This is a genomic window from Streptomyces corallincola (assembly GCF_019104725.1).
Lineage (GTDB): Bacteria > Actinomycetota > Actinomycetes > Streptomycetales > Streptomycetaceae > Streptomyces > Streptomyces corallincola.
This window is the reverse complement of sequence record NZ_JAHRXF010000012.1, coordinates 13,068-38,005: the sequence shown is the minus strand read 5'-3', so window position 1 is coordinate 38,005 and position 24,938 is coordinate 13,068. Positions and strand designations below refer to the sequence as shown.

20 protein-coding genes and 1 tRNA gene are annotated in these 24,938 nt (G+C 71.1%); 8 read left to right on the top strand and 13 right to left on the bottom strand.

Features of this window, described 5'->3' with window-relative positions; all coding sequences use genetic code 11:
• Nucleotide 1: 1 nt before the first annotated feature.
• Complete coding sequence (locus KUM39_RS10985; protein ID WP_217785298.1) at nucleotides 2-922, top strand: ATP-binding cassette domain-containing protein; 921 nt, start codon at nucleotides 2-4, stop codon at nucleotides 920-922.
• A gap of 105 nt (nucleotides 923-1,027) precedes the next feature.
• Nucleotides 1,028-1,249: a hypothetical protein gene (locus KUM39_RS10980; RefSeq protein WP_372455738.1), complete on the top strand. Its 222-nt coding sequence runs from the start codon at nucleotides 1,028-1,030 to the stop codon at nucleotides 1,247-1,249.
• Between the two features lie 69 nt (nucleotides 1,250-1,318).
• On the opposite strand, the gene KUM39_RS10975 is transcribed toward KUM39_RS10980, so the two are convergent.
• The 3 genes from KUM39_RS10975 to KUM39_RS10965 form a co-directional block, all read right to left on the bottom strand.
• Complete coding sequence (locus KUM39_RS10975; protein ID WP_217785297.1) at nucleotides 1,319-2,323, bottom strand: Gfo/Idh/MocA family protein; 1,005 nt, start codon at nucleotides 2,321-2,323, stop codon at nucleotides 1,319-1,321.
• Between the two features lie 99 nt (nucleotides 2,324-2,422).
• The gene (locus KUM39_RS10970) at nucleotides 2,423-3,199 is read right to left on the bottom strand and encodes an SDR family oxidoreductase (protein WP_217785296.1); all 777 of its coding nucleotides are present in this window, start codon (nucleotides 3,197-3,199) and stop codon (nucleotides 2,423-2,425) included.
• Nucleotides 3,200-3,214: 15 nt separating this feature from the next.
• Nucleotides 3,215-4,423, bottom strand: coding sequence for a phytanoyl-CoA dioxygenase family protein (locus tag KUM39_RS10965; RefSeq protein WP_217785295.1), 1,209 nt, complete (start codon nucleotides 4,421-4,423; stop codon nucleotides 3,215-3,217).
• A 176-nt stretch (nucleotides 4,424-4,599) separates the two neighbouring features.
• Here KUM39_RS10965 and KUM39_RS10960 point away from each other — a divergent pair, with 176 nt between their 5' ends.
• Nucleotides 4,600-5,631 carry a LacI family DNA-binding transcriptional regulator gene (locus KUM39_RS10960; RefSeq protein WP_217785294.1) on the top strand — a complete coding sequence of 344 codons (1,032 nt, stop codon included), beginning with the start codon at nucleotides 4,600-4,602 and terminating at the stop codon, nucleotides 5,629-5,631.
• On the opposite strand, the gene KUM39_RS10955 is transcribed toward KUM39_RS10960, so the two are convergent.
• The gene (locus KUM39_RS10955) at nucleotides 5,612-6,772 is read right to left on the bottom strand and encodes a Gfo/Idh/MocA family protein (RefSeq protein ID WP_217785293.1); all 1,161 of its coding nucleotides are present in this window, start codon (nucleotides 6,770-6,772) and stop codon (nucleotides 5,612-5,614) included. The two genes, KUM39_RS10960 and KUM39_RS10955, sit on opposite strands and share 20 nt — an antisense overlap.
• Nucleotides 6,773-6,942: 170 nt before the next feature.
• Nucleotides 6,943-7,521: a TetR/AcrR family transcriptional regulator gene (locus tag KUM39_RS10950; RefSeq protein ID WP_217785292.1), complete on the bottom strand. Its 579-nt coding sequence runs from the start codon at nucleotides 7,519-7,521 to the stop codon at nucleotides 6,943-6,945.
• Nucleotides 7,522-7,863: 342 nt separating this feature from the next.
• On the opposite strand from KUM39_RS10950, the gene KUM39_RS10945 reads away from it, so the two are divergent.
• Nucleotides 7,864-9,297, top strand: coding sequence for an MFS transporter (locus tag KUM39_RS10945; protein ID WP_217785291.1), 1,434 nt, complete (start codon nucleotides 7,864-7,866; stop codon nucleotides 9,295-9,297).
• 45 nt (nucleotides 9,298-9,342) lie between these two features.
• Nucleotides 9,343-9,416 (top strand) — tRNA-Pro (locus KUM39_RS10940).
• Between the two features lie 171 nt (nucleotides 9,417-9,587).
• Here KUM39_RS10940 and KUM39_RS10935 read toward each other — a convergent pair.
• From KUM39_RS10935 to KUM39_RS10920, 4 genes are read right to left on the bottom strand one after another with little or no spacing between them, the layout of a single operon-like run.
• Nucleotides 9,588-11,291, bottom strand: coding sequence for an ABC transporter family substrate-binding protein (locus tag KUM39_RS10935; protein ID WP_246619939.1), 1,704 nt, complete (start codon nucleotides 11,289-11,291; stop codon nucleotides 9,588-9,590).
• Between the two features lie 14 nt (nucleotides 11,292-11,305).
• Nucleotides 11,306-13,429, bottom strand: a complete 2,124-nt coding sequence (locus KUM39_RS10930; RefSeq protein WP_217785290.1) for an ABC transporter ATP-binding protein — start codon at nucleotides 13,427-13,429, stop codon at nucleotides 11,306-11,308.
• Nucleotides 13,426-14,382 (bottom strand): ABC transporter permease, encoded by a 957-nt coding sequence (locus tag KUM39_RS10925; protein ID WP_217785289.1) that lies wholly within the window; start codon nucleotides 14,380-14,382, stop codon nucleotides 13,426-13,428. The genes KUM39_RS10930 and KUM39_RS10925 overlap by 4 nt, the downstream gene beginning before the upstream one ends.
• A 1-nt stretch (nucleotide 14,383) precedes the next feature.
• A complete protein-coding gene (locus KUM39_RS10920; protein WP_246619938.1) occupies nucleotides 14,384-15,415 on the bottom strand; it encodes an ABC transporter permease in 1,032 nt (343 codons plus the stop codon).
• A gap of 801 nt (nucleotides 15,416-16,216) precedes the next feature.
• On the opposite strand from KUM39_RS10920, the gene KUM39_RS10915 reads away from it, so the two are divergent.
• Nucleotides 16,217-17,293, top strand: a complete 1,077-nt coding sequence (locus KUM39_RS10915) for a DUF5954 family protein (protein WP_217785288.1) — start codon at nucleotides 16,217-16,219, stop codon at nucleotides 17,291-17,293.
• Between the two features lie 482 nt (nucleotides 17,294-17,775).
• Nucleotides 17,776-19,032 (top strand): cytochrome P450 family protein, encoded by a 1,257-nt coding sequence (locus KUM39_RS10910; RefSeq protein ID WP_217785287.1) that lies wholly within the window; start codon nucleotides 17,776-17,778, stop codon nucleotides 19,030-19,032.
• Nucleotides 19,033-19,144: 112 nt separating this feature from the next.
• On the opposite strand, the gene KUM39_RS10905 is transcribed toward KUM39_RS10910, so the two are convergent.
• Nucleotides 19,145-20,887: an FUSC family protein gene (locus KUM39_RS10905; RefSeq protein WP_217785286.1), complete on the bottom strand. Its 1,743-nt coding sequence runs from the start codon at nucleotides 20,885-20,887 to the stop codon at nucleotides 19,145-19,147.
• Between the two features lie 267 nt (nucleotides 20,888-21,154).
• Between KUM39_RS10905 and KUM39_RS10900 the strand changes: the two genes are divergently transcribed.
• The gene (locus KUM39_RS10900) at nucleotides 21,155-22,093 is read left to right on the top strand and encodes a Dyp-type peroxidase (protein WP_217785391.1); all 939 of its coding nucleotides are present in this window, start codon (nucleotides 21,155-21,157) and stop codon (nucleotides 22,091-22,093) included.
• Nucleotides 22,094-22,133: 40 nt separating this feature from the next.
• Here KUM39_RS10900 and KUM39_RS10895 read toward each other — a convergent pair whose 3' ends face one another.
• From KUM39_RS10895 to KUM39_RS10885, 3 genes are all read right to left on the bottom strand, one after another.
• On the bottom strand, nucleotides 22,134-22,610 hold the full coding sequence (locus tag KUM39_RS10895) for a GreA/GreB family elongation factor (protein WP_217785285.1): 477 nt from the start codon (nucleotides 22,608-22,610) through the stop codon (nucleotides 22,134-22,136).
• A gap of 112 nt (nucleotides 22,611-22,722) precedes the next feature.
• Nucleotides 22,723-23,949 (bottom strand): cytochrome P450, encoded by a 1,227-nt coding sequence (locus KUM39_RS10890; RefSeq protein WP_217785284.1) that lies wholly within the window; start codon nucleotides 23,947-23,949, stop codon nucleotides 22,723-22,725.
• Between the two features lie 62 nt (nucleotides 23,950-24,011).
• Complete coding sequence (locus KUM39_RS10885) at nucleotides 24,012-24,860, bottom strand: N-formylglutamate amidohydrolase (RefSeq protein ID WP_217785283.1); 849 nt, start codon at nucleotides 24,858-24,860, stop codon at nucleotides 24,012-24,014.
• Nucleotides 24,861-24,938: the final 78 nt, after the last annotated feature.

Sequence of the window (24,938 nt, the reverse complement as noted above, 5' to 3'; positions counted from 1 at the left end):
GATGACCACCAACGGAACCGGCACCCACGACACGGTCCGCCCCGACACCCCGCCCGCGGGCGACGGCCCCCTCGTCGAACTGCGCGGCGCGGGCAAGTCCTACGGCAACGTCCGCGCCCTGCACGGCGTGGACCTCACCGTGCACGCCGGGCGCGTCACCTGCGTCCTCGGCGACAACGGCGCGGGCAAGTCCACCCTCATCAAGATCGTCTCCGGGCTGCACCAGCACACCGAGGGCGACTTCCTGGTGGACGGCGCACCGGTGCGCTTCGGCACGCCCCGCGAAGCACTGGACCGGGGCATCGCCACCGTCTACCAGGATCTCGCCACCGTCCCGCTGATGCCGGTCTGGCGGAACTTCTTCCTCGGCTCCGAGCTGACCCGCGGTCCCTGGCCCGTACGGCGCCTCGACATCGCCCGGATGAAGGACACCTGCGACCGCGAACTCCGCGACATGGGAATCGTCCTGGACGACCTGGAACAGCCCATCGGCACTCTCTCCGGCGGCCAGCGCCAGTCCGTCGCCATCGCCCGCGCCGTCCACTTCGGCGCCCGCGTCCTCATCCTGGACGAACCCACCGCCGCCCTCGGCGTCAGACAGTCCGGGGTGGTCCTCAAGTACATCGCCGCCGCCCGCGAACGCGGCCTCGGCGTCATCTTCATCACCCACAACCCCCACCACGCCTACATGGTCGGCGACCACTTCACCGTCCTGCGCCTCGGCACCGTCGAACTCAGCGCCGCCCGCTCCGCCATCACCCTGGAGGCGCTGACCAACCACATGGCGGGCGGTGCCGAACTCGCGTCTCTCAAGCACGAGTTGGCCCAGGTGCGCGGCGTGGACGTGGACGAACTGCCGGACACCGGGACACTGGACGGCGGCGGCCCCGGCGAGGGGGGCGCAGGGAGCGGCAAGGGCTGAGGCACGCGGGTGCAACCGTCCGACCTCCCGGCGCGTCCAAGGGGTGCACAGGTGGCACCGCCCAGCGAGGAGGCCGGAGTGACACACCAGGACCGGACCGACGGCATATGCGAGAAGTCCCCGGCCGGGCAGCCCCCGGCCGGGGACTTCCGGGCAGGCGGGGGACCGGCCCCGGACGGCGCGGCGGGCGCCCGGCGCGCCCGCTTCGGTACGCTGCCCGACCGGGTCCGCCCCGAGGACACGGTCGAGACCCGCCCCGCCCTGCCCAGGGACCCGGCGCGGGACGCGTACAACCCGGACGAGTGGCTGGTGCGCTACTGCGGCTGAGGGCTGAGGGCTGAGGGCTGAGGGCTGAGGGCTGAGCGCCGAGGCCGGGTGCGGGGCGGGGCGGCCCGGTCAGTCCCGCCGTACCTCCGCGATCGTCACCGGCCGGTGCTCGTGCAGCGACAGCGTGCACGCCTCCGCGATCCACCCTGCCTCCATCGCGTCCGCGACCGTGCACGGCGAGGGCCGGGTGCTCGCGACGACCTCGGTGAACGCGGTCAGCTCCACCCGGTACGCCTCGGTGAAACGGTCCATGAAGAAGTCGTGCGGTGTACCCGCGGGGAACGTCACCCCCGCCTCCACCGACCGCAGCGGCAACTGGTCGTCCAGGCCCACCGCGATGGAGTCCCGGAACCCGTGCAGCTCCATCCGCACGTCATAACCCCGGCCGTTGTAACGGGAGTTGGACACCACCGCGAGGGTGCCGTCGTCCAGGGTGAGCACCGCGCCGGTGGTGTCCGCGTCACCCGCCTCCTTGATGTACGCCTCGCCCCGGTTGCCGCCCGCCGCGTACACCTCGGTGACCTCGCGCCCGGTGACCCAGCGGATGATGTCGAAGTCGTGCACCGAGCAGTCCCGGAAGATGCCCCCGGACGCGGCGACGTACGCGGCGGGCGGCGGCGCCGGGTCCAGCGTGGTCGAACGCACCGTGTGCAGCGGGCCCAGTTCCCCGGCGAGCACGGCGGCCCGCGCGGCGGTGAAACCGGCGTCGAAGCGCCGGTTGTAGCCGATCTGCACCGGCACGTCGCTGTCCCGCACCGCGCGCAGCACCGCCACGCCCTCGGTCATCGTCCGGGCCACCGGCTTCTCGCAGAACACCGGGATTCCCGCCCGCACCGCGGCCAGGATCAGCGCCGGGTGCGCATCGGTCGCGGCGGCCACCACGACCCCGTCCACCCCGGCCGCCAGCAACGCCTCCGGGGTGTCGGCCACGTGGGCGCCGAACCGCTCGGCCGCGGCCTTGGCCGCCGCCGCGTTCGGGTCGGCGACGACCAGGGACTCGACGGCGTCGAGCCCGTGCAGGGTCTCGGCGTGGAAGGCACCGATACGGCCGAGGCCGAGAATTCCGATACGCATGGGTGCTGCAACTCCTGTGGTACGAGGGTGTGTTGAACGTAGGAGGTAGGAGGTAAGAAATAGGAGGTAGAAAGGGGATGGAGAAGGAGGGGGCGGGGGTCAGTCCATGCAGCCGAAGACCGTCTGGTCCCAGTCGATCACCGAACCGGTGACCACCCCGGACCGGGCGGACAGCAGCAGCACCACGAAGTCCGCGATCTCGTCCGGCTGGCCCAGTTTCCCCATCGGCAGCCGCTCACCGGCCCGCTCCCGCCAGTCGTCGCCCGCGCCGTGGTACTCCCGCTGGGTCGTGTCCTCGCCCTCGGTGTCCGTCCAGCCGATGTTCAGCCCGTTGATCCTGATCCGGTCGAACCGGTGCGCGTGCGCCGCGTTCCGGGTCAGCCCGATCAGCCCCGCCTTCGAGGCGACGTACGGCGCGAGATACGGCTGCCCGCCGTGCGCGGCGGTCGTGATGATGTTGACGATCGTGCCCGGCGCCCCGCGCCCCTTCATGTCCTCGACGGCCGCCTGCATGGCGAAGAACGGTGCCCGCAGGTTGACCGCGATGTGCGCGTCGAACAGCTCGGGCGTGGTGTCCAGCAGCGACCCGCGCGCGGTCAGCCCCGCCGAGTTCACCAGGCAGTCGATCCGCCCGTACGCGGCGACGACCTCCGCCACCGACCCCTTCGCCCGCGCCGGGTCCGCCAGGTCGGCGCCGACGAACATCGCCTGCCCGCCCGCCCCGGTCAGCTCCGCCACCAGCGCCTCACCTGGCTCGGCGCGCCGCCCGGTCACCGCCACCACAGCGCCCTCGCGGGTCGCGGCACGCGCGATCGCCGCGCCCATGCCCAGGCTGCCGCCGTTGACCAGGACGACCTTCTCGTCCAGCAGTCCCATGATCACGAACTCCCCTCAGTTCCCTCGCCGCTCGGCGCCCGCCCGCAGTTCCGCACGCAGCCGCTCCACCGGCCACTCCTCGCGCAGCGCCCGCCGCAGCAGGTCCGCCTGGGAGGCCGGGGCGAGTCCGTCCACCGGTGGATCACGGTCCAGGTCGGTCGGGAACGGATAACCCTCCGCGCTCGCCGCGATCACCTGCTTCAGCCACTCCGCGCGGGCCCCCGCCGCCTTCCGCCGCAGCAGCACCGGGTACACCGCACCGGCCACCGCCTCCCGGTCCACCGTCTCCATCGCCCGCCCGAACGCCGAGGACACCTGGAGCAGATTGGCCGAACGGCGCACGTCCGCCGTGCGGTTGGTACCGGCCGCGTGGAACACCGCAGGGTTGAAGAACACCGCATCGCCCTTGCTCAGGGGTAGTTGGACCTGCCGCTCCTCGAAGTACGCCCGGAACGCGGGCAGTCGCCACGCCAGATAGCCGGGCTCGTAGCGCTGGGAGTACGGCAGATACCGCGTCGGCCCCGACTCCACTGGCATGTCGCAGTGCGCCACCGCGCCCTGGAGCGTGAGCAGCGGGGAGAGCCGGTGTACGTGCGCCGGGTAGGCGGCGGCCGTCGCGTTGTCCAGGAACCCCAGGTGGTAGTCGCGGTGCGAGGTCTGCCCCTCGCCGCCGGGATTGACCACGTTGACCTGCGAGGTGATCTGGTAGGCGGGCCCCAGCCACGCCGTGGACACCAGCGCGAGCACATCGTTGGCGTAGTAGTCCGCGAACGCCTCCGGAGCGCGCAGGGCGGTCTTCTCCAGCGCGTTCCACACCCGGTCGTTGGCACCCGGCCGCGCGAAGTGGTCACCCCCGCCCCCGCCGGAGGCCCGCTGCTCGGTGATCAGCGCGTCGAACACGGCTGTCACCCGGTCCACCACGGAGACGTCCGGGAAGGCGCCGCGTACTACGACCACTCCGGGTCCGTCGGTCAGCGCCCGCACCAACTCCGTTCGCAGGACGTCCTGTTGGTCCGCCTCGGTCGTACGGAGCCGGTCCGCGTCGTACACGAGCACCTGGCCCTCGGCCGTGCTCGCGTGCGGGTAACCGGCCGGATCGGTGGTCCGCTCGACCAGTGCGCGGAAGGCGTCCAGATCGCAGTCGTCCTCGGAGAACCGGCCGGGACGGTACGCGCGGGGAGCGGAGGTGGCGGGGGCACCGGAAGAGGCGGGGGTGAGGGACATCGGCGTCCTTCTTTCGCAGTGAGGGTGCTTCCCCCGGCCGGAGCGCGGGGGCCGCCTCCACCGGCACGCGGCGACCCTGTCATTCTTGTCAGTACAAACCCCTCGAACAACCGGCAGCGACCCTTCAAAAACCCCTCAGGCGCAGCGCCGGGGGAGACCTCTCAAGGAGCCGTCGTATGGGCCATCCGTTCCCGCTGCGGGAGATCGCGCGCCAGGCGGGCCTCAGCGAGGCCACCGTGGACCGGGTGCTGAACGGCAGGGGCGGCGTGCGCGAGAGCACCGCCCAGGAGGTGCACCGGGCCATCGCGGACCTGGACCGGCAGCGCACCCAGGTCCGGCTGGTGGGCCGCACCTTCATGGCCGACATCGTCGTACAGGCCCCGGAACGCTTCACCACCGCCGTGCGGGCCGCGCTGGAGGCCGAACTGCCCTCGCTGCACCCGGCGGTCGTCCGCTCCCGCTTCCACTTCCGCGAGACCGGCCCGGCCGCGGGTCTCGTCACCCTGCTCGACCGCATCGCCCGCCGGGGCTCCCAGGGCGTCGTCCTCAAGGCACCCGACGTCCCGGAGATCACGGCCGCCGTGGGCCGCCTCACCGCCGCGGGCATCCCCGTCGTCACCCTCGTCACCGATCTCCCCGCCAGTGGCCGGATCGCCTACGTCGGCATCGACAACCGGGCCGCCGGAGCCACCGCCGCCCACCTCGTCGGCCAGTGGCTCGGGGACCGCCCCGGCAACGTCCTCACCAGCCTCAGCAGCGGCTTCTACCGCAACGAGGAGGAACGCGAGATGGGCTTCCGGGGCATCATGCGGGCCCGGCATCCCGACCGCGCCCTGGTCGAGATCGCCGAGGGGCAGGGCCTGGACGCCACCCAGTACGACCTCGTCCGCGCCGCGCTCGACAAGGACCCCGAGATCCGCGCCGTGTACTCCATCGGCGGCGGCAACATCGCCACGCTGCGCGCGTTCGCGGAACTGGGCCGGGAATGCGTGGTGTTCATCGCCCACGACCTCGACCACGACAACACCCGGCTGCTCCGGGAACACCGGCTCTCCGCGGTCCTCCACCACGATCTGCGGCACGATCTGCGCGAGGCGTGCCACGAGGTGATGCGGTTCCACGGCGCCCTGCCGCCCGCCGGGCCACTGGCGCCGTCCGCGATCCAGGTCGTCACGCCCTACAACATGCCTACGCCACCGGCAGGTTGACCCACGCCCCGCGCGTCACCGACTCCGCCATCGCGTCCAGCGCGGCCGCGGCCCGCACGGCGTCGGCCGGGGTCGCGCCGTACGGCTTGCCCTCCGCGACCGAGCGCAGGAAGCGGTACGCCTCGATCACCTTCAGGTCGTCGTACCCCATCGCGTTGGCCGCGCCCGGCTGGAACGCCCCGAACTCCCCGTCGCCCGGACCGACATGCACGGTGCTCACCGGCTGGTCCTGGTACGACTCGCCCCGGCCCACGGCGAGTTCGTTCATCCGCCGGAAGTCCCAGGAGAGGACACCGCTCGAACCGTGCACCTCGAAGCCGTAGTTGTTCTGCTCGCCCACCGACACCCGGCACGCCTCCAGCACCCCGCGCGCCCCGGAGACGAACCGCAGCAGGCAGCTGACGTAGTCCTCGTTCTCCACCGGGCCCGGCTCCCCGCCGGACGCCAGCGCGTGCCCGGCCGTCGCCCCGGCGGGCCGGGCCCGCTCGGGCACGAAGACGGCCGTGTCGGCGGCCAGCGCGGTGATGTCCCCGAGCAGGAACCGGGCCAGGTCCACCCCGTGCGACGCGAGATCCCCGAGCACCCCGCTGCCCCCGCGCCGCCGCTCGTACCGCCAGGTGAGCGCGCCGTCCGGATGGGCCGCGTAGTCACTGAACAGCCGGACGCGGATGTGCGTGACCCGGCCGATCCCGCCCGAGGCGATCAGCTCGCGGGCCGCCTCCACGGCGGGCGCGTTGCGGTAGTTGAAGCCGACCGCGCTCTGTACGCCCGCCTCCGCCACCGCGTCCGCGACGGCCTGCGCGTCGGCCCGCGAGAGCCCGACGGGCTTCTCGATCCACAGGTGCTTGCCCGCCCCGGCCATCGCCACGCCGATCTCCCGGTGCAGGAAGTTCGGCGCGGTGACACTGACCGCGTGCACGCGGGGATCGGCCGCGATCTCCCGCCAGTCACGGGTGGCGGTGGCGAATCCGTACCGCCCGGCCGCCTCCTCCGCCCGCCCCGGCACCTCCTCGGCGACCGCCACCAGCTCCGGGCGCAGCGGCAGCTCCGGATAGTGGTGCCGCACACGGGCGTACGCCTGCGTGTGCACCCGCCCCATCCAGCCGAACCCGACGACGGCGACACCGAGCGCATCCACCATGACAGCCCCTCGTTGGACCGGTCCGCATCCGTGGGGCCACTTTGTACGGACATGCCGCGGGGGTCAAGGGGCGGGCGGAGGGGGCGGGGCGCCGGTGGGCCCCGAGGTTCCCGGCAGCGGGGCGCCCGCGGGCACCTCCGGAGGCTCCCGTGCGCGTGCCCCGTACGGGCTCAGCGCCCGGTGCGGACCCCGTCCAGGGCGATGGACAGCACCCGGTCGCGCTGGGTGTCGTCGTCGAAGGCGGTCGCTGTGATACCGGCGACCATGCGCAGCAGATCGACGAAGTCCATGTCGGTGCGGGCGACCCCGGCGGCCTGGGCGCGCTCCAGGAGGGGACCGCCCGCCGTGTACATGGAGTCGCGGCAGGCGGTGATGACACCGGACTCGTCGTTCAGCGCCTCGCGCACGGCGCGCTTGGTCACCATGTAGCCGGTGAACCGGTTCAGCCAGGCGACCAGTGCGTCCCAGGGCTCCCGGTCGGCCACCTCCACGGCGGCCCGGCACAGCGCGTTGACCTCGTCGGCGTAGACCGTCTCGAAGAGTTCGCGGCGGGTGGGGAAGTTCCGGTAGAGCGTGGCGATGCCGACACCTGCCCGGCGCGCGATGTCCTCCAGCGAAGCCTCCGCGCCGTGCTCGGCGAACGCCTCGCGGGCCGCCGTGATCAGGGCGTCGTAGTTGCGGGCGGCGTCCTTGCGGTGCGGTCGGCGCGTGGCGACGATCTCGCTGACGGGGTACGGCGTGGCCGTCACGGCTGCCTCCGGAGGAATGGGGGGAGTGGGTGCGTGCGGGAAGAGCGGGGGCGTACGGGGGAGTGCGGGGAGCGTCGGGGGTGGGCGCGGTGCGGGATCGGCGGGTGGCGAGGGCGCGGCTTGAAGCGGAGGGGCTCCTCCGTTACAGTGGAGGGGTACCTCCACTTTAGCAGTGCGGAGATACCGCCGCCGTGACCGGGAATCCTTCCCGGGACGGCCCCCACTCCTTGACCCTGTGTACGCGTTCCCGGCGCGCTCCGCGCCCTCACGCCTGCCCGGATGTTCGTCCCCCTCGTCCCGCCCGTCCCACCCTCCGCGTCCGGATTCCGGAGAGGCTCCCTCATGCCCCGCTCGTCCAGCCGTCTCACCTTCGCGGTGCTCGCCACCGGCGCCGGTGTGTTCTCGATGCTCCAGTCGCTGATCGCACCCGCCCTGCCGACCGTCCAGCACGCGCTGCACACCTCGCAGTCCACCGCGACCTGGGTGATGACCGCGTATCTGCTGTCCGCCTCGGTCTTCACCCCGATCCTCGGCCGCGTCGGCGACCTCGTCGGCAAGAAGCGCACCCTCGTCGCGGTGCTGCTCGCCGTGCTCGCCGGATGCCTGGTCGCCGCGCTCGCCCCGACCATCGGCGTCCTGATCGTCGCGCGCGTCGTACAGGGCGTCGGCGGCGCGCTGTTCCCGCTGTCGTTCGGCATCATCCGCGACGAGTTCGCGGCCTCCGAGGTCAGCGGCAGCATCAGCAACCTCTCGGCCGTCATCGCGGCGGGCGGCGGCGTCGGCATGGTCGCCGCCGGGCCCATCGTCTCCGCGCTCGACTACCACTGGCTGTTCTGGATACCGGTCGCCGTCGTCACCATGACCGTCCTGATCGCCCTGCGCTACGTCCCCGAATCCCCCAAGCGCGCCCAGGGCAAGGTGAGTTGGCTCGGTGCCGGGCTGCTCTCCGCCTGGCTGGTCGCCCTGCTGCTCCCGCTGAGCCAGGCCGGACAGTGGGGCTGGGGCTCGGCGCGCGTCCTCGGCCTGTTCGGCGCGGCCGTCGTCCTCTTCGTGCTCTGGCTGGTGGGCGAGGCCCGCTCCGAGCACCCGCTGATCGACCTGCGCGTGATGCGCCTGCCGTCCGTGTGGACGACCAACGCCGCCGCCCTCCTCTTCGGCGCGGGCATGTACGCGATCTGGTCCTTCCTGCCGGGTTACGTCCAGACGCCCACGTCCGCCGGGTACGGCTTCGGCAGCAGCGTGACCGCGTCCGGACTGCTGATGCTGCCCATGCTGCTGGCGATGTTCCTCTCCGGTGTGCTCTCCGGTCGCCTCGAACCCCGTTTCGGCGCGAAGGCCCTGCTCACCACCGGTGCCGCGCTCGGCGCCCTGGCCTGCGCGATCCTCACCCTGTGGCATGACGAGCAGTGGCAGATCGGGGTCGTCGCGGGGGTCTTCGGCCTCGGTATCGGTCTCGCCTTCGCCTCGATGGCCAACCTCATCGTCGGCAGCGTCACGCCCGAGCAGACCGGCGCGGCCACCGGCATGAACGCCAACATCCGCACCATCGGCGGTTCCATCGGCGCGGCCCTCACCAGCGTCCTCGTCACCGGCCGCCTCCAGCCCTCCGGCCTCCCCCACGAGTCCGGCTACACCCACGGCTGGGCCCTGCTCACCCTCCTCTGCCTCGGCGCCGCCGGTGCCGCCCTCCTCGTCCCGGTCCGCCGCACCACCGGCCCCACCACCCACACCCCGGTCGCCTCCGGCACGCCCCGCGCACCCGCCCGCGTACGGTAGGCTTGACCTGCGAGATCACGCGGCCCGCGCCGCGTGGGACCGCACCGGGACGTGGCGCAGCTTGGTAGCGCACTTGACTGGGGGTCAAGGGGTCGCAGGTTCAAATCCTGTCGTCCCGACTCGTGAGAGTCACCGGCAAGGGCCGACTTCGAAGGAGTTCGAAGTCGGCCCTTGGCTTTTCCGCGGGTCGCGCCGGGCGCCGGGAGCGATCCCGTTGATCACTTCGCCACCGTCCGCCGCGCGGGGGCTCCACCGCACACACGCTGCGGTGGAGCCCCCGGAGGACGGGACTACTTCTTCTGCCAGCCGACCAGCTGCGGCGGGCCGATGACGCCGTAGCTGCCGTAGAACTGGGCCGACCCGTAGTTGGCGAGACCCTTCTTCACGGCCCAGATGGTGGGGCCGTTGTGCAGCGGCATGATGCCGTAGGTCTTCATGGCCTCCAGCTCGACCTTGTTGCCGGCCGTGATCTGCTCGTCCAGGGTCGGCAGGTTGGTGACGGCCTTGACCTCCTTGTCCATGCTCTTCGGCACCGAGCGCGAGACGTTGAGGGAGGAGTCGGAGCAGTACATCTGGCAGATGTAGAGCATTCCGTTCGGGTCGCTGGAGATGAAGCCCATGCCGAAGATGTCGAAGGCGCGCTTGGTGAACACCTTGTTGAAGTCCGCGGAGGGGCGGGACTCGATGTCCAGCTTGATGCCGATGTTCTTCATCATCTGAGCGATCGCGGTGGCACGGGCCTTGACGGTGGAGCTGTCACCGATGGTGGGGAAGGTCAGCTCCAGCTTCTTCCCGTCCTTGGCGCGCACCCCGTCCGAGCCGACCTTCCAGCCCGCGGCGTCCAGGTCCTTCTTCGCCGTCGCGGCGTCGAACTTCACGAGCTTCCCGAAGGTGTCCTGGTACCCCTTCTGGAAGGGGAAGAGCAGGAAGGAGCCGGGCAGGGGCTCGGTGTAGCCGAGTCCCTGGAACGTGATCTTCGCGAGCTGGGAACGGTCGATCCCCTCCATCAGGGCCTTGCGCACCGCCGGGTCCTTCAGCTGCGGCGAGGTGCTGTTGAAGACCAGGAGGTTGTTGGAGGTGGTCGTACCGCGGCGAAGCTCGGTCCCCTTCACCGACTTCACCTGGGCGAGCTCCTCGGCGTTGGCCGCCTGGACCGCGTCGATCTGGCCGTTCTTGAACGCGTTGAGGCTGGCGCTCGACTCCATCTGCACGAAGGTGAGCTCGTCCAGATGCGGTTTGGCACCCCACCAGTTGGGGTTGGGCTTGTAGGAGACGGTGCCGCCCTTGGCGTCGAACTTGGAGATGGTGTACGGGCCGGCGCCCCACTCCGGGTGCAGCTTGCTCACGTACGCCTTGTTGAAGGCGTCGGCCTTGGCGATGTGCGGGTTGACGAGGGAGGAGAAGAGGGACTTCCAGTACACGAACGGGCCCTCGAAGGTGATGACCGCCTGCTTGGCGTCCTTGCCCTTCTTGACCGAGGTGATGCTGGAGTAGCCGTCGCTGGAACCGACGACGTACTCCTTGTTCTTCCCGTTGAGCGCGTTCCAGGTGTCCCGGAACGCGGTCCAGTCGATGTCCTGGCCGTCGTTCCACTTGGCCTTGGGGTTGATGTCGTACGTGACCTGGGTCTTGCCGCCCACCGTCGTCTGCTTGACGTCGGCGAGGAAGTCCGGGTTGTACGTGATGTTGCCCTTGGGGTCGTTGAAGGACAGCTGCGGCTGGTAGAACCACGCGATCTTCGACGTGTACAGCGACGCGTTGCCCTGCAGCGGGTTGAGCTGGTCGGGGATCTCGACGATGGGAAGCGTCAGCTTGCCGCCCTGCTGCAGATTGCTCGCGGGCTGCGGGTTGTACGAGGTCAGCACCTCGCTCTCCGAGGTGGCGCCCTTGGACTTCTCCTGGCCGGAGTTGTCGGTGCTGCCACTGGTGCACCCCGAGAGGACGAGGGAAGCGGTGGCGGCGATCGCCAGCCCGCTCAGAACAGCTCTCTTCATGACGGCCTTTCGGTTCAGTGGTCAACGGACACGGGCGTGTCCGCGAAATGGCATGCGTCCTGGTGGTCCCGCTCTTCCCGCTCCGTGAGCTGCGGAGTGACCCCGCGGCACCGTTCCTTCTGCGGCTCCGACAGGGTCAGATGGAGCGGACACCTGGTGACGAACCGGCAACCGGGCCGGTCATCGGTCGGGTTGGGCAGATCGCCCTTGAGCAGGACCCGCTCCCGAGTGCGTTCCGCGACCGGATCGGGCAGCGGGATCGCGGAGAGGAGTGCCTTGGTGTAGGGGTGCCTGGGGTTGTCGAAGACGGCGTCGGTGGTGCCGACCTCGACGATCCGGCCCAGGTACATCACGGCCACGCGGTCGGAGATGTGACTCACCACCGACAGGTCGTGAGCGACGAAGAGGTAGGACAGGCCCAGCTCGGCCTTGAGCTCGTTGAGCAGGTTGATGACACCGGCCTGCACCGAGACGTCGAGTGCCGAGACGGGCTCGTCGAGCACGAGCAGCTGCGGCCTCGTGGCGAGGGCCCGGGCGATGCCGATGCGCTGCCGCTGTCCGCCGGAGAAGGCCGCGGGGAAGCGGTCGCGGTGCTCGGGGTCGAGTCCCACGAGTTCCATCAGCTCCGCCACCTTGCCCGCGAGCACCTTGCTGTTGCGTTCTCCGACCGCGCGGAGCGGTTCCGCGAGGATGTCGAAGACCGTCATGCGGGGGTCCAGTGCGCCCATCGGGTCCTGGAACACCATCTGCATGTTGCGGCGGACGGAACTGATGTCCTGCTTCCGCTTCAGGTCCGCCGTGTCCTGGCCGCAGACGGCGATGCTGCCCTGCTCGGGCGGCTTGAGCCCCATGATCTCCAGGAGCGTGGTGGTCTTGCCGCACCCCGACTCGCCGACGAGTCCGAGCGTCTCGCCCTCGCGGATGTCCAGGTCGATGCCGTTGACGGCGAAGACGGTGCCCACCTTGCGCTTGAGCAGGCCGCCCTTGGTGAGCGGGAAGGTCTTGGTGACACCCGAGAGCTCCAGGACCTTCGGCCGGTCCTCACGGGGGACGGCCGCGACCCGGTTCTCCCTGAGGGCCGGGACGGGGTAGATCGGCTCGCCGCCGATGGCACCGTCCTCGATCTCCGCCGCACGTCGGCACGCGGCCGAGTGCCCGTCTCCGTCGCTCCCGGTGACGGCCAGCAAGGGGGGTTCGGTCTCCCGGCAGGCGTCCTGCACGACGGGACAACGCGCCGCGAACGGGCAGGCGTCGGGAAGGTCCACCAGGAGCGGCGGAGTCCCCGGAACCGGGGTCAGGGCGTCCCTGGCGCGGTCGTCGAGGCGGGGGATCGCTCCCATCAGGCCGATCGTGTACGGCATACGCGGCCGTGCGAAGAGTTCGTCCACCCCGGCGTGTTCGACCGGTTTCCCGGCGTACATCACCATGACGTCGTCGGCGGAGCCGGCCACCACCCCGAGGTCGTGGGTGATCATGATGACCGCTGCCCCGGTCTCGCGCTGGGCGGTCTTGAGGACGTCGAGGATCTGCGCCTGCACGGTGACGTCCAGGGCGGTCGTCGGCTCGTCGGCGATGATCAGGTCGGGGTCGTTGGCTATCGACATGGCGATGACGGCCCGCTGGCGCATCCCGCCGGAGAACTCGTGCGGGAACCCCTTGGCGCGGCGGTCGGGATTGGGGATGCCGACCAGATCCAGCAGTTCGACGGCCCGTTTCGCGGCGGCCGCCGCCGAGATGTCTTGGTGGATCTGGAGGGCCTCGGCGATCTGGTCCCCGATGGTGAAGATCGGGGTGAGCGACGACAGCGGGTCCTGGAAGATCATGCCGATCTGCCGACCGCGCACCTTCGACATCTGCCGGTCGTCGAGATCGAGGAGGTTCCGCCCGCCGAGCGTGATCTCGCCGGTGATCGCGGCGTAGTCGGGCAGCAGTCCCATGACGGCCATCGACGTGACGGACTTGCCCGAACCCGATTCGCCCACGATGCCCAGGGTTTTGCCGCGGTGCAGGTCGAAGGAGACACCGCGGACGGCCTCCACCCGGCCCGCCTCCGAGGGGAAGGCCACTCTCAGGTCACGTACGGACAGCAGGGGCTGCTGGGTGTCGAGCGGGGTCGTGACGGCGCGCTGCTCGATCATGCGCGTCCTCCAGACTGCGAGGTGGGGTCGAGGGCGTCCCGCAGACCGTCGCCGATCAGCGCCATCGCCACGGTGAGCAGCACCACCAGGGCTGCGGGCAGGTAGAACAGCCAGGGAGCGGTGGACAGGGTGTTCTGGCCGTCGGCGAGCATCGAGCCCAGTGACACGTCGGGCTGCTTGACGCCGAAACCGATGAAGGACAGCGCCGTCTCGGCCTGCACGGTCGAGGCGACACCGAGGGTGAACGTCACGATGAGCAGGGACCCGATGTTGGGCACCAGATGGCGGACGATGGTGCGCATCGCGCTGACACCCATGAAGCGGGCCGCCAGCACGTACTCGCGTTCCCGCAGGGAGGTGGCCAGGGACCAGATCACGCGCGCCGTGAGCATCCAGCCGAAGAGCGTGAGGACCAGGACCAGGACCTGCCATTCGCCGCGGAAGCGCGTACCGACCAGGGCGATGATGAGGAACGAGGGCAGGATGAGCAGGAAGTGCACGAAACCGAGCATCGCCCGCTCGATCTTGCCGCCGAAGTAGGCGGCGGTGGTGCCGAACAGTCCGGCTATGGCGGTGGTCAGCAGCGATACCGTCACCGCGATGATCAGCGATCTGCCGAGGCCGTGCACGAGCTGGGCGTAGACGTCGTTCCCGGCGCCGTTGGTGCCCAGCAGGTGGCCGTCCACACCCGGCGGGACGGAGAGCGCGGTGAAGTCCGCCTCCATGTAGTCCCAATGGGTCAGGTAGGGGCCGAACAGCGAGAAGAGCACGAGAAGGACGAAAAGGATCAGACCGCCGAGCGCCGGCTTGTTGCGCGCGAAGCGTCGCATGTAGAGCTTGGACGGTGAGAGCCGCTTGCCACCGGAACCGGTCTTTCCCGCTTCCCGCGCAACGGACTCGTCGGGGTGGGTCTGTTCGGCGTCGGGACCGACGCCGGGCATGTTGATGGCCACGTCAGCTCACCCGGATCCTGGGGTCGAGGGCCACGACCGCGAGGTCGGCGAGAATCGCGCCGATGGCCGTCATGAGGGCACCGAAGGCCGCTACGGCGACGACGCCGTGCACGTCGTTCGTGCTGATCGTCTTGGTGAAGTACTCACCCATTCCGTGCCAGGCGAAGACCGTCTCGGTGATCACCGCGCCGGTGAAGAGCGCCGGCATCGCGAACGCGACCTGAGTGGCGACGGGAATGATCGAAGTCCGCAGCCCGTGACGGTAGATGGCCTGTTTCCGCGTCAACCCCTTGGCCCGTGCCGTACGGACGTAGTCGGAGTTGATGTGGTCCAGCAGCAGGGAGCGCTGCAACAGGTGATATCCGGCGTAGGAGATGAACGTGAGCGAGATCGTCGGCAGGATCGCGTGCGTCGCTCTGGACCCGAAGACCGACCAGAAACCGGAGACGTCGGGGCTCTGCGCTCCGGCGACGGGAAGCAGCGTGCTGCCCAGAGCCTGGTTCAGCGCGATGGCCGCGAACACAACGCCCAGGGAGGCCACAGCGGAGGGCGTGTTGAAGGAAAGCACCGAGAACCCCTGCAGCACCCGGTCGGAGGCCTTGTACTGGCGCGACGCCGTGTAGACGCCCAGCCCGACTCCAATGACGATGGACAGGATCGTCGAGCCCAGGACCAGCTGGCCGCTGACGAAAATCCGATAGGCGACTTGGTCGTTGACGCTGCCACCGGTCGGCGACTGGCCCCAGTCGAAGTGAGTCACGATCTGGGATATCCAATGCCACCACCGATCTGTGATCGGCTTGTTCGGATTCAGATTGTATAGCGCCAGCGAACGGTTGATCTGGGCTGGAGTTCGAGGTGGTCGCAGCGCGGTGTAGTTCGACGCAGGTTTGAGGAACGCGTTAGCGAGGAAATACGTGAGGTTGGTCGCGATGGCGATCATCAGGAACCAGCCGACTATCTTGCGGGCGATGTAACGCAGCACTGTTAGCCGGTCTTTCATGATGTGGGCGTAGGCGTATTCGGCCCGCAAGTCCGGTGAGCGAAGGGAATCGAGGTCGGGTTGACCCGGCACCGGGTCGCGAGCCCTCGGGCAGGGAGTGCGGACCCTCGGGAGGTCATAAAACGAGTGGCGCGGCCTCGCTCGGTTGCGTGAGACTGAGCTGTGCCGGCGGAGCCGCATGAGTGGGTGAAGCGTGAGCGAGCAGTGCGCCGGGCATGAAGCGACAACCTTGCGTGGGAGTAAGTCAGTTCAAGTCGGACGCGTGGTCAGCGCCGCCGCCGACAATTCCAACTGCCCCTGCGGCAAGTCAAGGTTGATCAGGTCGCGATCCGGTTAAGCGAAGTCACATATTGGACTTTTTCGCGAAAATCTTCCAACGTGGCGACAAACGTGCGGTGAACGGCGAAGGCTTGAATGCTCCAGAAGAAACAAAACGGAACTTCCTTCGCGCTTGTCTCTTGGTGCTCCCTTTGTGAAGTCTTCGGGGGTCAGGAGGTGTTTGGGTGCGTTTGGGTTAGTGCGACAGTGAACGTGCCGGATGGTCACCCACGGATCGTCCTGGGTGGCCGAGCTGCCCCCTGCGTCCCCGCTCCCGGTGCCCGAAGGCGCGCCCGCCCGCCCCGCATAGGTCCTGCCACCACGGACGAGTGGTCAACTATGTGCTTTCCCCACGGGGTGCTGTGACTCTGGGCTACCTTTTGGGACAGAGAGTGCAGGGACCGCTTGTCGCGTGGGTGCGGAGTCGTTGTGCCGTACGGCGTGGGGGAGTTGTCCGCTGGTGTCGATCGGCGGGGTGAGGGCATGGGGCGTGACGAGGTGACTTCGGATCGGATGCCGCCGATCGTGGTGCGGGTGCCGGACGAGCCCGTGGAGGCGGTGCGGGAGGCCGACGCGCGTGACGCGGCGTCCGAGGTGCGGTCGGTCGTGGTGCGCGGGCCGCTGTTCGGCGTGGCGGTGCAGAAGGAGGGGGAGGAACCCCGCTGGCGGGTCATGATCTCGCTGGAGTCCGGCTGCGCCCAGGAGGCGCGGGACAGCCTCCATTCCCGGTTCTGGTTCCGGGCGAAGGACGAGGCCGAGTCCAAGGAGGAGCGGCGCGCCCTGCTGGCGGCGGTCGCCCGGCTGGAGACCGAGCGCGTTGACGAGATCACCGTCCTGGACGAGCGGTACCGCATCGTCCGGGTCGAGGAGTACGTTGGCATGGGCCCCGGCGGTATCGAACTGCCCCGCCCCACGGACCCCCAGCCGGCGGTCCTGAGCTGGGAACGTAAGCACGTGGCCCGTGTGGACGAGGGCCTGCTGCTCGATCCGGCCGCCCCGATCACACCCTCGCAGGCGGCGGAACGGCTGGCCCTGCGCAGCCTGGCGTACACCAGCTCGCGTTTCCCCAAGCCCGTGCTCCGCGACGCCCGTGACGCGTTGAGGAGCCACCCCGATGTCATGCTGCTCCCGCCCGCGTTCCGGGTCCTGGAGCGCGACGGCGACGCCTGGTCGCCCGCCACCCGACTGCAGGCCACCGCCCATGAGGCGCGCAAGGCACTGGACTTCGTACTGACCTGGCTGATCCCCCGCCAGCAGGGGCTGCTCGCCATCGAGACCGACCCCGCAGCCACCGCCCGCAGCCGTGCCGCCGAGGACCCGGTCGGGGTGGACCCGGAGCTGGCCGAACTGGCCCAGGCGTCCGACCGCCTCCGCGCCGAGAACTCCAACGAACTCGAAGTGCAGGGCACCCTCTACCGCATCTGCCGTATCCGCCGCCTCGTCCGCTGGGGCCTCGACGGGCCGGAGGGCCCCCGGCCGTCCGACGTGGACAGCCATCCCCCGGAGAAGATGCACCCGTTCATGGACGAGGACGGTGTCGTCCACCCCGAGCGGGAGAGCGACAGGCGCGACGACGCCGACGAGGACTGAGTCCGGGCGGGCGTTCGGGTACCCGGTCGGGACGGGGCGGGCGCCTCGTCCCCACTCCGAGCAAACCCGTTCAAAGACATGTGAACTTTTATCACCCGTACACGCGTGAACACCACGGGCGCCCTTTATCGAGGCGGTCCGCCCGAGCCGCGAAGTCATTCGTTCGCCGGACACCGTGATGGGTGGTGCTTCTTGGCCGTTGTACTGCCCTCCCGGCGCACCGCAGACCGTCAACACCGTCCGTTCGAGCGGCGGTTCCGTGCTTCGGCAGCGCCCGCGACCCACCCGCACCGTGCCGCCATGTGCGCGCACGGGCCGTGAGGTCTGGATGCCCCATGAGGTGCGGTCGCTGCCCGAGGAGGAGGCGTCCGCCTCGCGTACGACCGGACGGCCGGGCCGTCCTGCCCCCTGACCGGCGCCGATCCGGGTGCCGCCCGCCACTGAGTGTTGCCGATCTCCTGACCGAGGGAGCATGAACGCCCATGAGCGTGCTTTCCGAAGGAAGCAGACTCACCCTGGACGAGCCGATGCTGCCGCTCAATCCACTGCTGCCCACCCATGCCGAGGGTCAACTGCTGCGCCGCTACGGCCCGTTGGTGCCCGTCTCGCTCCAGGACGACGTTCGGGTGTGGGCGACCACCACCCACGAGGCGAGCCGGATCGTACTGGAGCACCACCCGCACCTGGCGAAGAACTCCGCGCACTGGGGCGCTCTCCGGCGCGGTGAGATTCCGGCGGGCTGGCCGCTGCTGCCGTTCGTCGTCGGGGAGTCGATGCTGTTTGCCGACGGCGCCGACCACCGGCGGCTGCGGCGCGCGGTGGTCCCGGCGTTCACCGCCCGGCGGGTGGCCGCGCTCACCCCGCGCATCGAGCAGCTGACGCGCGAACTCCTCGACGAGATAGCGGTGTTGGCCGAGGCGGCGCCGGACGGTGTCGTGGACCTGAAGGAGCGGTTCGCCCACCCGCTGGCGCTGCGGATCATCTGCGAGCTGTTCGGGATCTCCGACGCCGAGCAGCAGAACTCGCTGCGCGACCACTACGCGGGGATGCTCAGCCTCGCGGGCCCGGACACGGAGCGCCAGGCGGCGGCCGAGGGGCTGATCGCCGACCTGGCACGGCTCGTCGAGGCCAAGCGCGCGGTTCCCGGCGACGACCTGACTAGCGATCTCGCCGCCGTCCGGGAGGAGGGCACGGACCGGCTCACCGAGAAGGAACTGCTCGACACCCTCCAGATCGTGCTGATCGCCGGGCACGAGACGGTCCTCAACGCGCTCACCAACACGGTGCACGCGCTGCTCACCCACCCCGACCAGCTCGCCCTGGTGCGCGACGGCGTCCACGAGTGGTCGGCCGCGCTGGAAGCCGGGCTCTCCTGGGACGGGCCGCAGCGCAATCTGTACATGAGGTTCGCGCTCCAGGACACCGAGATCCTGGGCATCCCGATCCGCGAGGGCGAGCCCATCATCGTGCTGCTGGCCGCCTCCGACCGTGACGGCGGTTTCCAGTCGGGGCCCACCCGCTACGACGTCACCCGCAGTCACAAGGGCCACCTCGCCTTCGGCGCCGGTCCGCACCTCTGCGTCGGCGCCCCGCTGGCCCGCCTGGAGGGCACCGTCGCCCTGCGTGAACTCTTCACCCGCTACCCGGACCTGAACCTCGCGGTCCCCGCACAGGAACTGGAGTTCCTGGTCTCCCCGGCGATCAACGGCGTGACGGCGCTGCCGGTCCGGCTGCGGTGAGGTGACCGGTCCGGCACCGGACCGACCACCGGGGCCGGTACCGGAACCGTTCCGGTACCGGCCCACACACACCGCCGCACACACACCGCCGCACACGGTGGGCGTGCCGGGGCTACGTTCGGTGGTGCAGCCGGGCCAGCAGTTCGTACGCCCGCTGCTCCGTCGCCGCCAGTTCCGTGGGGTCGATGCCCGCGGGCCAGAGTTCGCCCGCCGCCGCGTCGTCCGCGTCGCGGAGTTCGACGGCGGCGGTGGCCAGTCGGGCCTGAACCAGGGAAGAGGGTGCGCCGGTCGCGCCGGAGAGGGTCCGCTCGGCCTCCGACACCGCCGCCCGGCAGGCGGACAGCGCCCGGTCCACGCGGACGGCGGCCCGGTCGTGGACCACGAGGAGCGCGCACAGCAGACCCGTACCGATACCGACGACGCTGCCGAGTACCCGGTCCACGACCAGCTGACCGGCGGGGGAGGGGGCCGCCAGATCGCTCATGAGGAGGGCCATCGGGGTCAGGAACACCACGCCCAGGCCGTAGTTGCGCGGGACGACGTACTCCAGCAGGAATTCCAGCGCGACGATGACCAGCGCGAGTACCACCGGGCGCAGGTCGGCCGCCAGGACGCCGAGGGCGATCAGGAGTCCGGCACTGGTGCCGAGGACGCGTTGGACCGCGCGCTGTGCCGTCGTCCGCAGGTTGACCGAGTGCAGCACGGCCGCGGCCGAGATCGAGGCCCAGTAACCGTGTTCCAGGTTCAGCGCCGCCGCGATGCCGCCCGCCACTGCCGTACCGAGCGCCATCCGCAGCGCGGGGACGGCGAGCACGGCGAGACGGTCCGCCCGGACGCGGCGGCGGCGGCCGGTCAGGAGTTCCGTGGCGCGGGGCGCGACTGCCGGAGCGGCGGGCACGCGCCGCAGTTCCGGCAGGACGTCCGGGGTGCGGCGGTGCCGGGCCGTGAGCAGGGCGGCCTGGCACCGCAGCGAGCGCGCGGTGCCCGACGCCGCCGGAATCCCGCCCGCCGTGCCGACCAGCAGCGTCCAGGACAGGTCGGTCAGACAGGTGAACACCGCCTGCCCGCGCGCGGGTCGGGGCGTGCCCGGAGCGTCCGGCGGGCGCTCCTCCAGACACGCGTACGCCCGGAGCACCGCCACCGTCGCCCCGTGCCGGACGCGCGCCGGAACCGGCCCCGCCTCCGCCGCCTCCAGCAGCTCCGCGAGCCTGCGCAGCGCCGACGCGACCGCGAGCCGCTGCGGGCGCTCGGGATGGACCAGTCGGCCCGAGAGGGCCAGCAGCCAGGCCAGGGCCGCGCCGGACGCGGCGAGCGCCGTGCGGTAGGGCACCTCGCTCCAGGGGGACGGCGCGTTGGCCGACACCGCGAACGAGAACAGCAGCAGCACCGCGCCCAGTCCGGTCAGCCGTGCCGCGTCGCACGCCAGCTTCGCGCCGCCCGCCACCAGTGCCGTCGCGGCGACCACGACGGCCACGCCCGGCGCGCTGCGGTCCGGTCCGGCCCAGGCCGCCAGCGCCGAACCCCCGCCCACGCACGCGGTCATGGCCAGGGCCGCCACCGCGAGCACCCGCGCCCGGCGGCCGTAGGGCATGTTCCGGCCGAACGTGGTGGTGAACGAGCCGAGCATGGCGTACACCGCGAGATCGGGGCGGCCCGTCGCCGTGAGCGGTACGGCGATCAGGCCCATCGCCAGCGCGGCCCGTACGGCGAACAGCAGCGCGCCGTCCACCGCGCGCAGGGCCAGCGCGCCGCGCGGCGACAGGGCACGCCACACACCGGCGACGGACACGGGTGCGTGGCGTGCTCTGTCGCCGTCACGGCGCGGACGATGGGTGAATCGGCGCAATCCCGGCATGGTCGGTTTATACCCCGACGGCCCGGCCGACCGGATCGACGGACCCCGGCGACGCGCCCGCGCTCCGGCACACGACGTCGTGCCGCTGCGACGGTTGAACGGACCGCCCGCGAACATGGCCGGAATCTTTCGCCTTTTATGTGCGGATTCATACGGAAGGCGGCAGGATGAGGGCAACGACGGCGGCCTCCGCGCCGCCCGACAGTCGTGCCCGAGGTGACAGCCGCACACTCAGGAGGAGGCCGCGCCGTGGTCGATTCGCAGCCCGTGGTGGATTCCCAGCCCGTGATCGTCGAGCCCGCCCGCACCGCCGTGTTCCTCACGGTCACCATCGACCCCGGTGGCGAGGAGACGGTCCGCGATCTGCTGGAGGACTCCGCCGGACTGTGCCGCTCGGTCGCCTTCCGCGCGCCCGGTGAGGAGTTGAGCTGCGTCGTCGGCATCGGCGCGGAGGCGTGGGACCGGCTGTTCGTCGGCCCGCGCCCCAAGGAACTGCACCCCTTCCGCGAGCTGCGCGGCGACCGGCACCACGCCCCCTCCACCCCCGGTGACCTGCTGTTCCACGTACGGGCCCGGCACATGGACCTCTGCTTCGAGCTGGCCCGGCTGTTCACCGACCGGCTGCGCGGCGCGGCCACCGTGGTGGACGAGGTCCAGGCGTTCAAGTACTTCGACGAACGCGACCTGCTCGGCTTCGTGGACGGCAGCGAGAACCCTGACGGGCGGCTCGCCACCGAATCCGTGTACGTCGGCGACGAGGACCCGGACTTCGCGGGCGGCAGCTATGTCATCGTCCAGAAGTACCTGCACGACATGGCCGCCTGGAACGCGCTCACCGTCGAGGGCCAGGAAGGTGTGATCGGGCGGACCAAGCTGGCCAACGTCGAACTCTCCGACGAGATCAAGCCCGCCGACTCGCACGTCGCCCTCAACACCATCGAGGACGAGCACGGCAACGAGCGCAAGATCGTCCGCGAGAACATGCCGTTCGGCACCCTGGGGCAGGGGGAGTTCGGAACGTACTTCATCGGGTACGCGCGGACACCGGACGTCACCGAGCAGATGCTGCGCAACATGTTCCTGGGGGACGGCGACGCCGCCCACGACCGTATCCTCGACTTCTCGACCGCCGTCACGGGGTGTCTGTTCCATGTGCCGACGGCGACCTTCCTGGACGACCTGCCGCCCGCGCCCGGCCAGGGCTGACCGCTGACGGGATCTCTCGGGGGCGGCTCGGGGATCGCCCCTACGTGCCGCCCAGGGACACCACCGAGACCGTGGCGCGGCCCTCGGGGGCGTCGTAACTCACCGAGTCGCCCGCGTGGTGGCCGAGCAGGGCGCTGCCGAGGGGGCTGTCGGCGGTGACCAGGGTGACCAGGGTCTGGTCCAGGACGGCCGCCGTGGCGCCGATCTGGACCGTCTCCCGGGTGCCGTCGCCGAAGCGGACGGTCACGGTGCTGCCGACGCCCACTTCGTCGGTGGCGGGCGGTCCCGCGTCGGCCGCCTGTCGCAGCCGGGTGGTCAACTCCTCGATCCTGGCGTCGAGTCGGGACACGTCACCGGCGCGCTGCAACTCGTCGGCGCCGTCCGCCATGTCACCGGTCAGGGCGTCGTCGTCGCGGAGTGTCGCGGCCACCTTCGCGCGTTCCGCGCGCGCCTCGGCCAGCTCCTGCTCGATCGCCCGCTGCGCGGCCGTACTGATCGGCTCGGGTTCGCTGCTCATGCGTACTCCTCGGGGGAGGGACGGCGGAGCGGACAAAAAGGGTGTAAGGGTCATGCTACTCGTACGGTTGGGCGGTGGTGGGGCGACTCCTCGGCCCGCCCCGGCCGGACGGCTACCCCCAGGTGACCGGGAGGGTCCGCGGGCCCCGGATCATCGTCCGGTGCCGCCACTCGACGGCCTCCGCCGGGACCGCGAGCCGCAGCCCCGGCAACCGGTCCAGCAGGGTGTCCACCAGCAGCTCCGTCTGCATCCGGGCGAGGACCGCGCCCGTGCAGTAGTGGGCGCCGTGGCCGAAGGCCAGATGCGGGTTGTCCCCCCGGTCCGGGTCGATCCGGTCCGGGTCGGGGAAGACGGCCGGATCGCGGTTGGCGGCCAGATAGGAGACGTACACCGGCTCGCCCGCCGCGATCCGCTGCCCGCCCAGCTCCACGTCCTCCAGCGCGATCCGGGCCAGCCCGACCGTGCTGCGGTGCGGGATGTACCGCAGCAGCTCGTCGAGGACCGGGCCGCGCTCCGCCGGGCGGGAGCGGACCCGCTCCAGCAGTTCGGGCCGGGTGAGGATCAGGAACAGCATCTGACCGCAGTTGTGGGTGACGGCCTCACCGCCGATCTGGAGCGGCCCGGCGAGGCCGACCGCCTCCTCCTCCGCGATGTCGCCGCGCGCGACGGCCGCGCCGAGCAGGGAGTACACGTCCTCCCCGGTGCCGTCCTGCCGGGCCCGTACGGTCTCGGTGATCCAGCCGTACAGCCCCTGCTTGGCGCGGCCCGCCGCCTCCGGGCCGCCCGCCGTGGAGATGATCTGCCGGGTCCAGTCGTGCACGCGGTCCCGGTCCGCGCGCGGCACGCCCATCACCTCGCTGACCACGGTCAGCGGGAACGGCTCCAGCACGCGTTCCACCAGATCGGCGGGCGGACCCTCGCGCAGCACGGCGTCCACCAGATCGTCCAGGACCTCCTGGGCGCGCGGGCGCAGCCGCTTCGCCGCGCCCACTGTGAAGGCACCGGCGACCGCCTTGCGCAGCCGGTTGTGGTCCGGCTGGTCCGCCCAGGCCAGCGAGCCGGGCCGGGGCGCGAAGTTCGGCGCCATCCGGGTCACCTGGCAGCGGGTCACCTCGGTACGGCTGAACCGGGGGTCGTTGGTGACCAGCCTGACGTCCTCGTGGCGGGTGGCGAGCCACGCCCACCCCTCGCCGAACGGCAGCGTGATCCGGGTCAGCGGGCCCTCGCGCATCAGCGACGCGAGGACCGGGTCGAAGTCGGTGCCGTCCAGGTCCGGCGTCGGCCACTCCCGTACGGGCGGCGCGTCCTGGGCGGTGCGCGTGATGGTCTCCTCCGTCATGCCCCAACCCTCGTACGCACGCCGGGCGCTGTCCTGTCGGAGTGCTCCAGCCGGAGGTGTCCTCACAGGCCCTGGAGTGCCTCAACGAGCCGTGCCAGCGCCCCCGCGAGCCGGTCCAGCCCCGGTCCGGGCGGGCCGCCCGGCTCGGTCATGTAGGTGTCCCGGCGGATCTCCACCATCAGCGCGCTCACCCGCCGGTCGCGGCCGTAGTGCGCCAGCGGGACGTACGTCCCCGCGAACGGGCTGTCCAGCCCGGTACCGCCGCACTCCGCGAACGCCGCGCGTGCCGCGTCCCGCAGCTCCGGCGGGGTGTGGAACGGGTCGGTCCCGAGACACACCGGCGGGCGCGGCCCGGACCCGTGCAGTTCGTACGGCAGCGGGGCGCTCGGGTAGGAGTGCACATCGATCACCACCGCCCGCCCGGCCGCCGCGAGCCGCTCCTCCACGGCCTGCGTCATGGCAGCCGCGTACGGCCGGAAGTACCTGGCCAGCAGGGGTTCCGGGGCGTACCCGTCGGCCCGCAGCACGCCCTGCTGAGTGGTCCGGGTGTAGACGGCCCCCATTCCCACGGCCGCCATCTCCTCCCGGTCGTCCGGGAACCGTTCCGGGTCCACGACCAGCCGTGACACCTCGTTCACGAACCGCCAGGGCACACCGTGGGCCAGTTCCGCCGCCCGCTCCGCGAGCAGGGCGGTGTGCGCGTCGGTGATGTGGTCCAGTTCCCGGTCCAGCGCGGCGTCGTCCAGCACGATCCCCGCCCGGGCGTCGGTGGGGACGCGGCGCGCGGAGTGCGGGACGTGCAGGAGGACGGGGGATTCTGGGGCGCCGGGGAGGAGCGTGAAGGACGGCGGCTCGGTCACGGAGGCTCCCGGGGCGGTGGGGGGAGGCGGGTGGTGCGGACACGGTGTCATACGCCCCGCGCCGCGGGTTCCTCCGGTACGCGACCGGGCCGGTGCTCGGCCTCCTCGTACGGTCAACTCCGCCTCCAG

What these genes read in the sequence shown, in the direction of transcription:
- KUM39_RS10985 (WP_217785298.1), top strand. Translation starts at nt 2, where the DNA reads ATGACCACCAACGGAACCGGCACCCACGACACGGTCCGCCCCGACACC.
- KUM39_RS10975 (WP_217785297.1), bottom strand. Translation starts at nt 2,323, where the DNA reads ATGCGTATCGGAATTCTCGGCCTCGGCCGTATCGGTGCCTTCCACGCC.
- KUM39_RS10970 (WP_217785296.1), bottom strand. Translation starts at nt 3,199, where the DNA reads ATGGGACTGCTGGACGAGAAGGTCGTCCTGGTCAACGGCGGCAGCCTG.
- KUM39_RS10965 (WP_217785295.1), bottom strand. Translation starts at nt 4,423, where the DNA reads ATGTCCCTCACCCCCGCCTCTTCCGGTGCCCCCGCCACCTCCGCTCCC.
- KUM39_RS10960 (WP_217785294.1), top strand. Translation starts at nt 4,600, where the DNA reads ATGGGCCATCCGTTCCCGCTGCGGGAGATCGCGCGCCAGGCGGGCCTC.
- KUM39_RS10955 (WP_217785293.1), bottom strand. Translation starts at nt 6,772, where the DNA reads ATGGTGGATGCGCTCGGTGTCGCCGTCGTCGGGTTCGGCTGGATGGGG.
- KUM39_RS10945 (WP_217785291.1), top strand. Translation starts at nt 7,864, where the DNA reads ATGCCCCGCTCGTCCAGCCGTCTCACCTTCGCGGTGCTCGCCACCGGC.
- KUM39_RS10935 (WP_246619939.1), bottom strand. Translation starts at nt 11,291, where the DNA reads ATGAAGAGAGCTGTTCTGAGCGGGCTGGCGATCGCCGCCACCGCTTCC.
- KUM39_RS10930 (WP_217785290.1), bottom strand. Translation starts at nt 13,429, where the DNA reads ATGATCGAGCAGCGCGCCGTCACGACCCCGCTCGACACCCAGCAGCCC.
- KUM39_RS10915 (WP_217785288.1), top strand. Translation starts at nt 16,217, where the DNA reads ATGCCGCCGATCGTGGTGCGGGTGCCGGACGAGCCCGTGGAGGCGGTG.
- KUM39_RS10910 (WP_217785287.1), top strand. Translation starts at nt 17,776, where the DNA reads ATGAGCGTGCTTTCCGAAGGAAGCAGACTCACCCTGGACGAGCCGATG.
- KUM39_RS10905 (WP_217785286.1), bottom strand. Translation starts at nt 20,887, where the DNA reads ATGCCGGGATTGCGCCGATTCACCCATCGTCCGCGCCGTGACGGCGAC.
- KUM39_RS10895 (WP_217785285.1), bottom strand. Translation starts at nt 22,610, where the DNA reads ATGAGCAGCGAACCCGAGCCGATCAGTACGGCCGCGCAGCGGGCGATC.
- KUM39_RS10890 (WP_217785284.1), bottom strand. Translation starts at nt 23,949, where the DNA reads ATGACGGAGGAGACCATCACGCGCACCGCCCAGGACGCGCCGCCCGTA.
- KUM39_RS10885 (WP_217785283.1), bottom strand. Translation starts at nt 24,860, where the DNA reads ATGACACCGTGTCCGCACCACCCGCCTCCCCCCACCGCCCCGGGAGCC.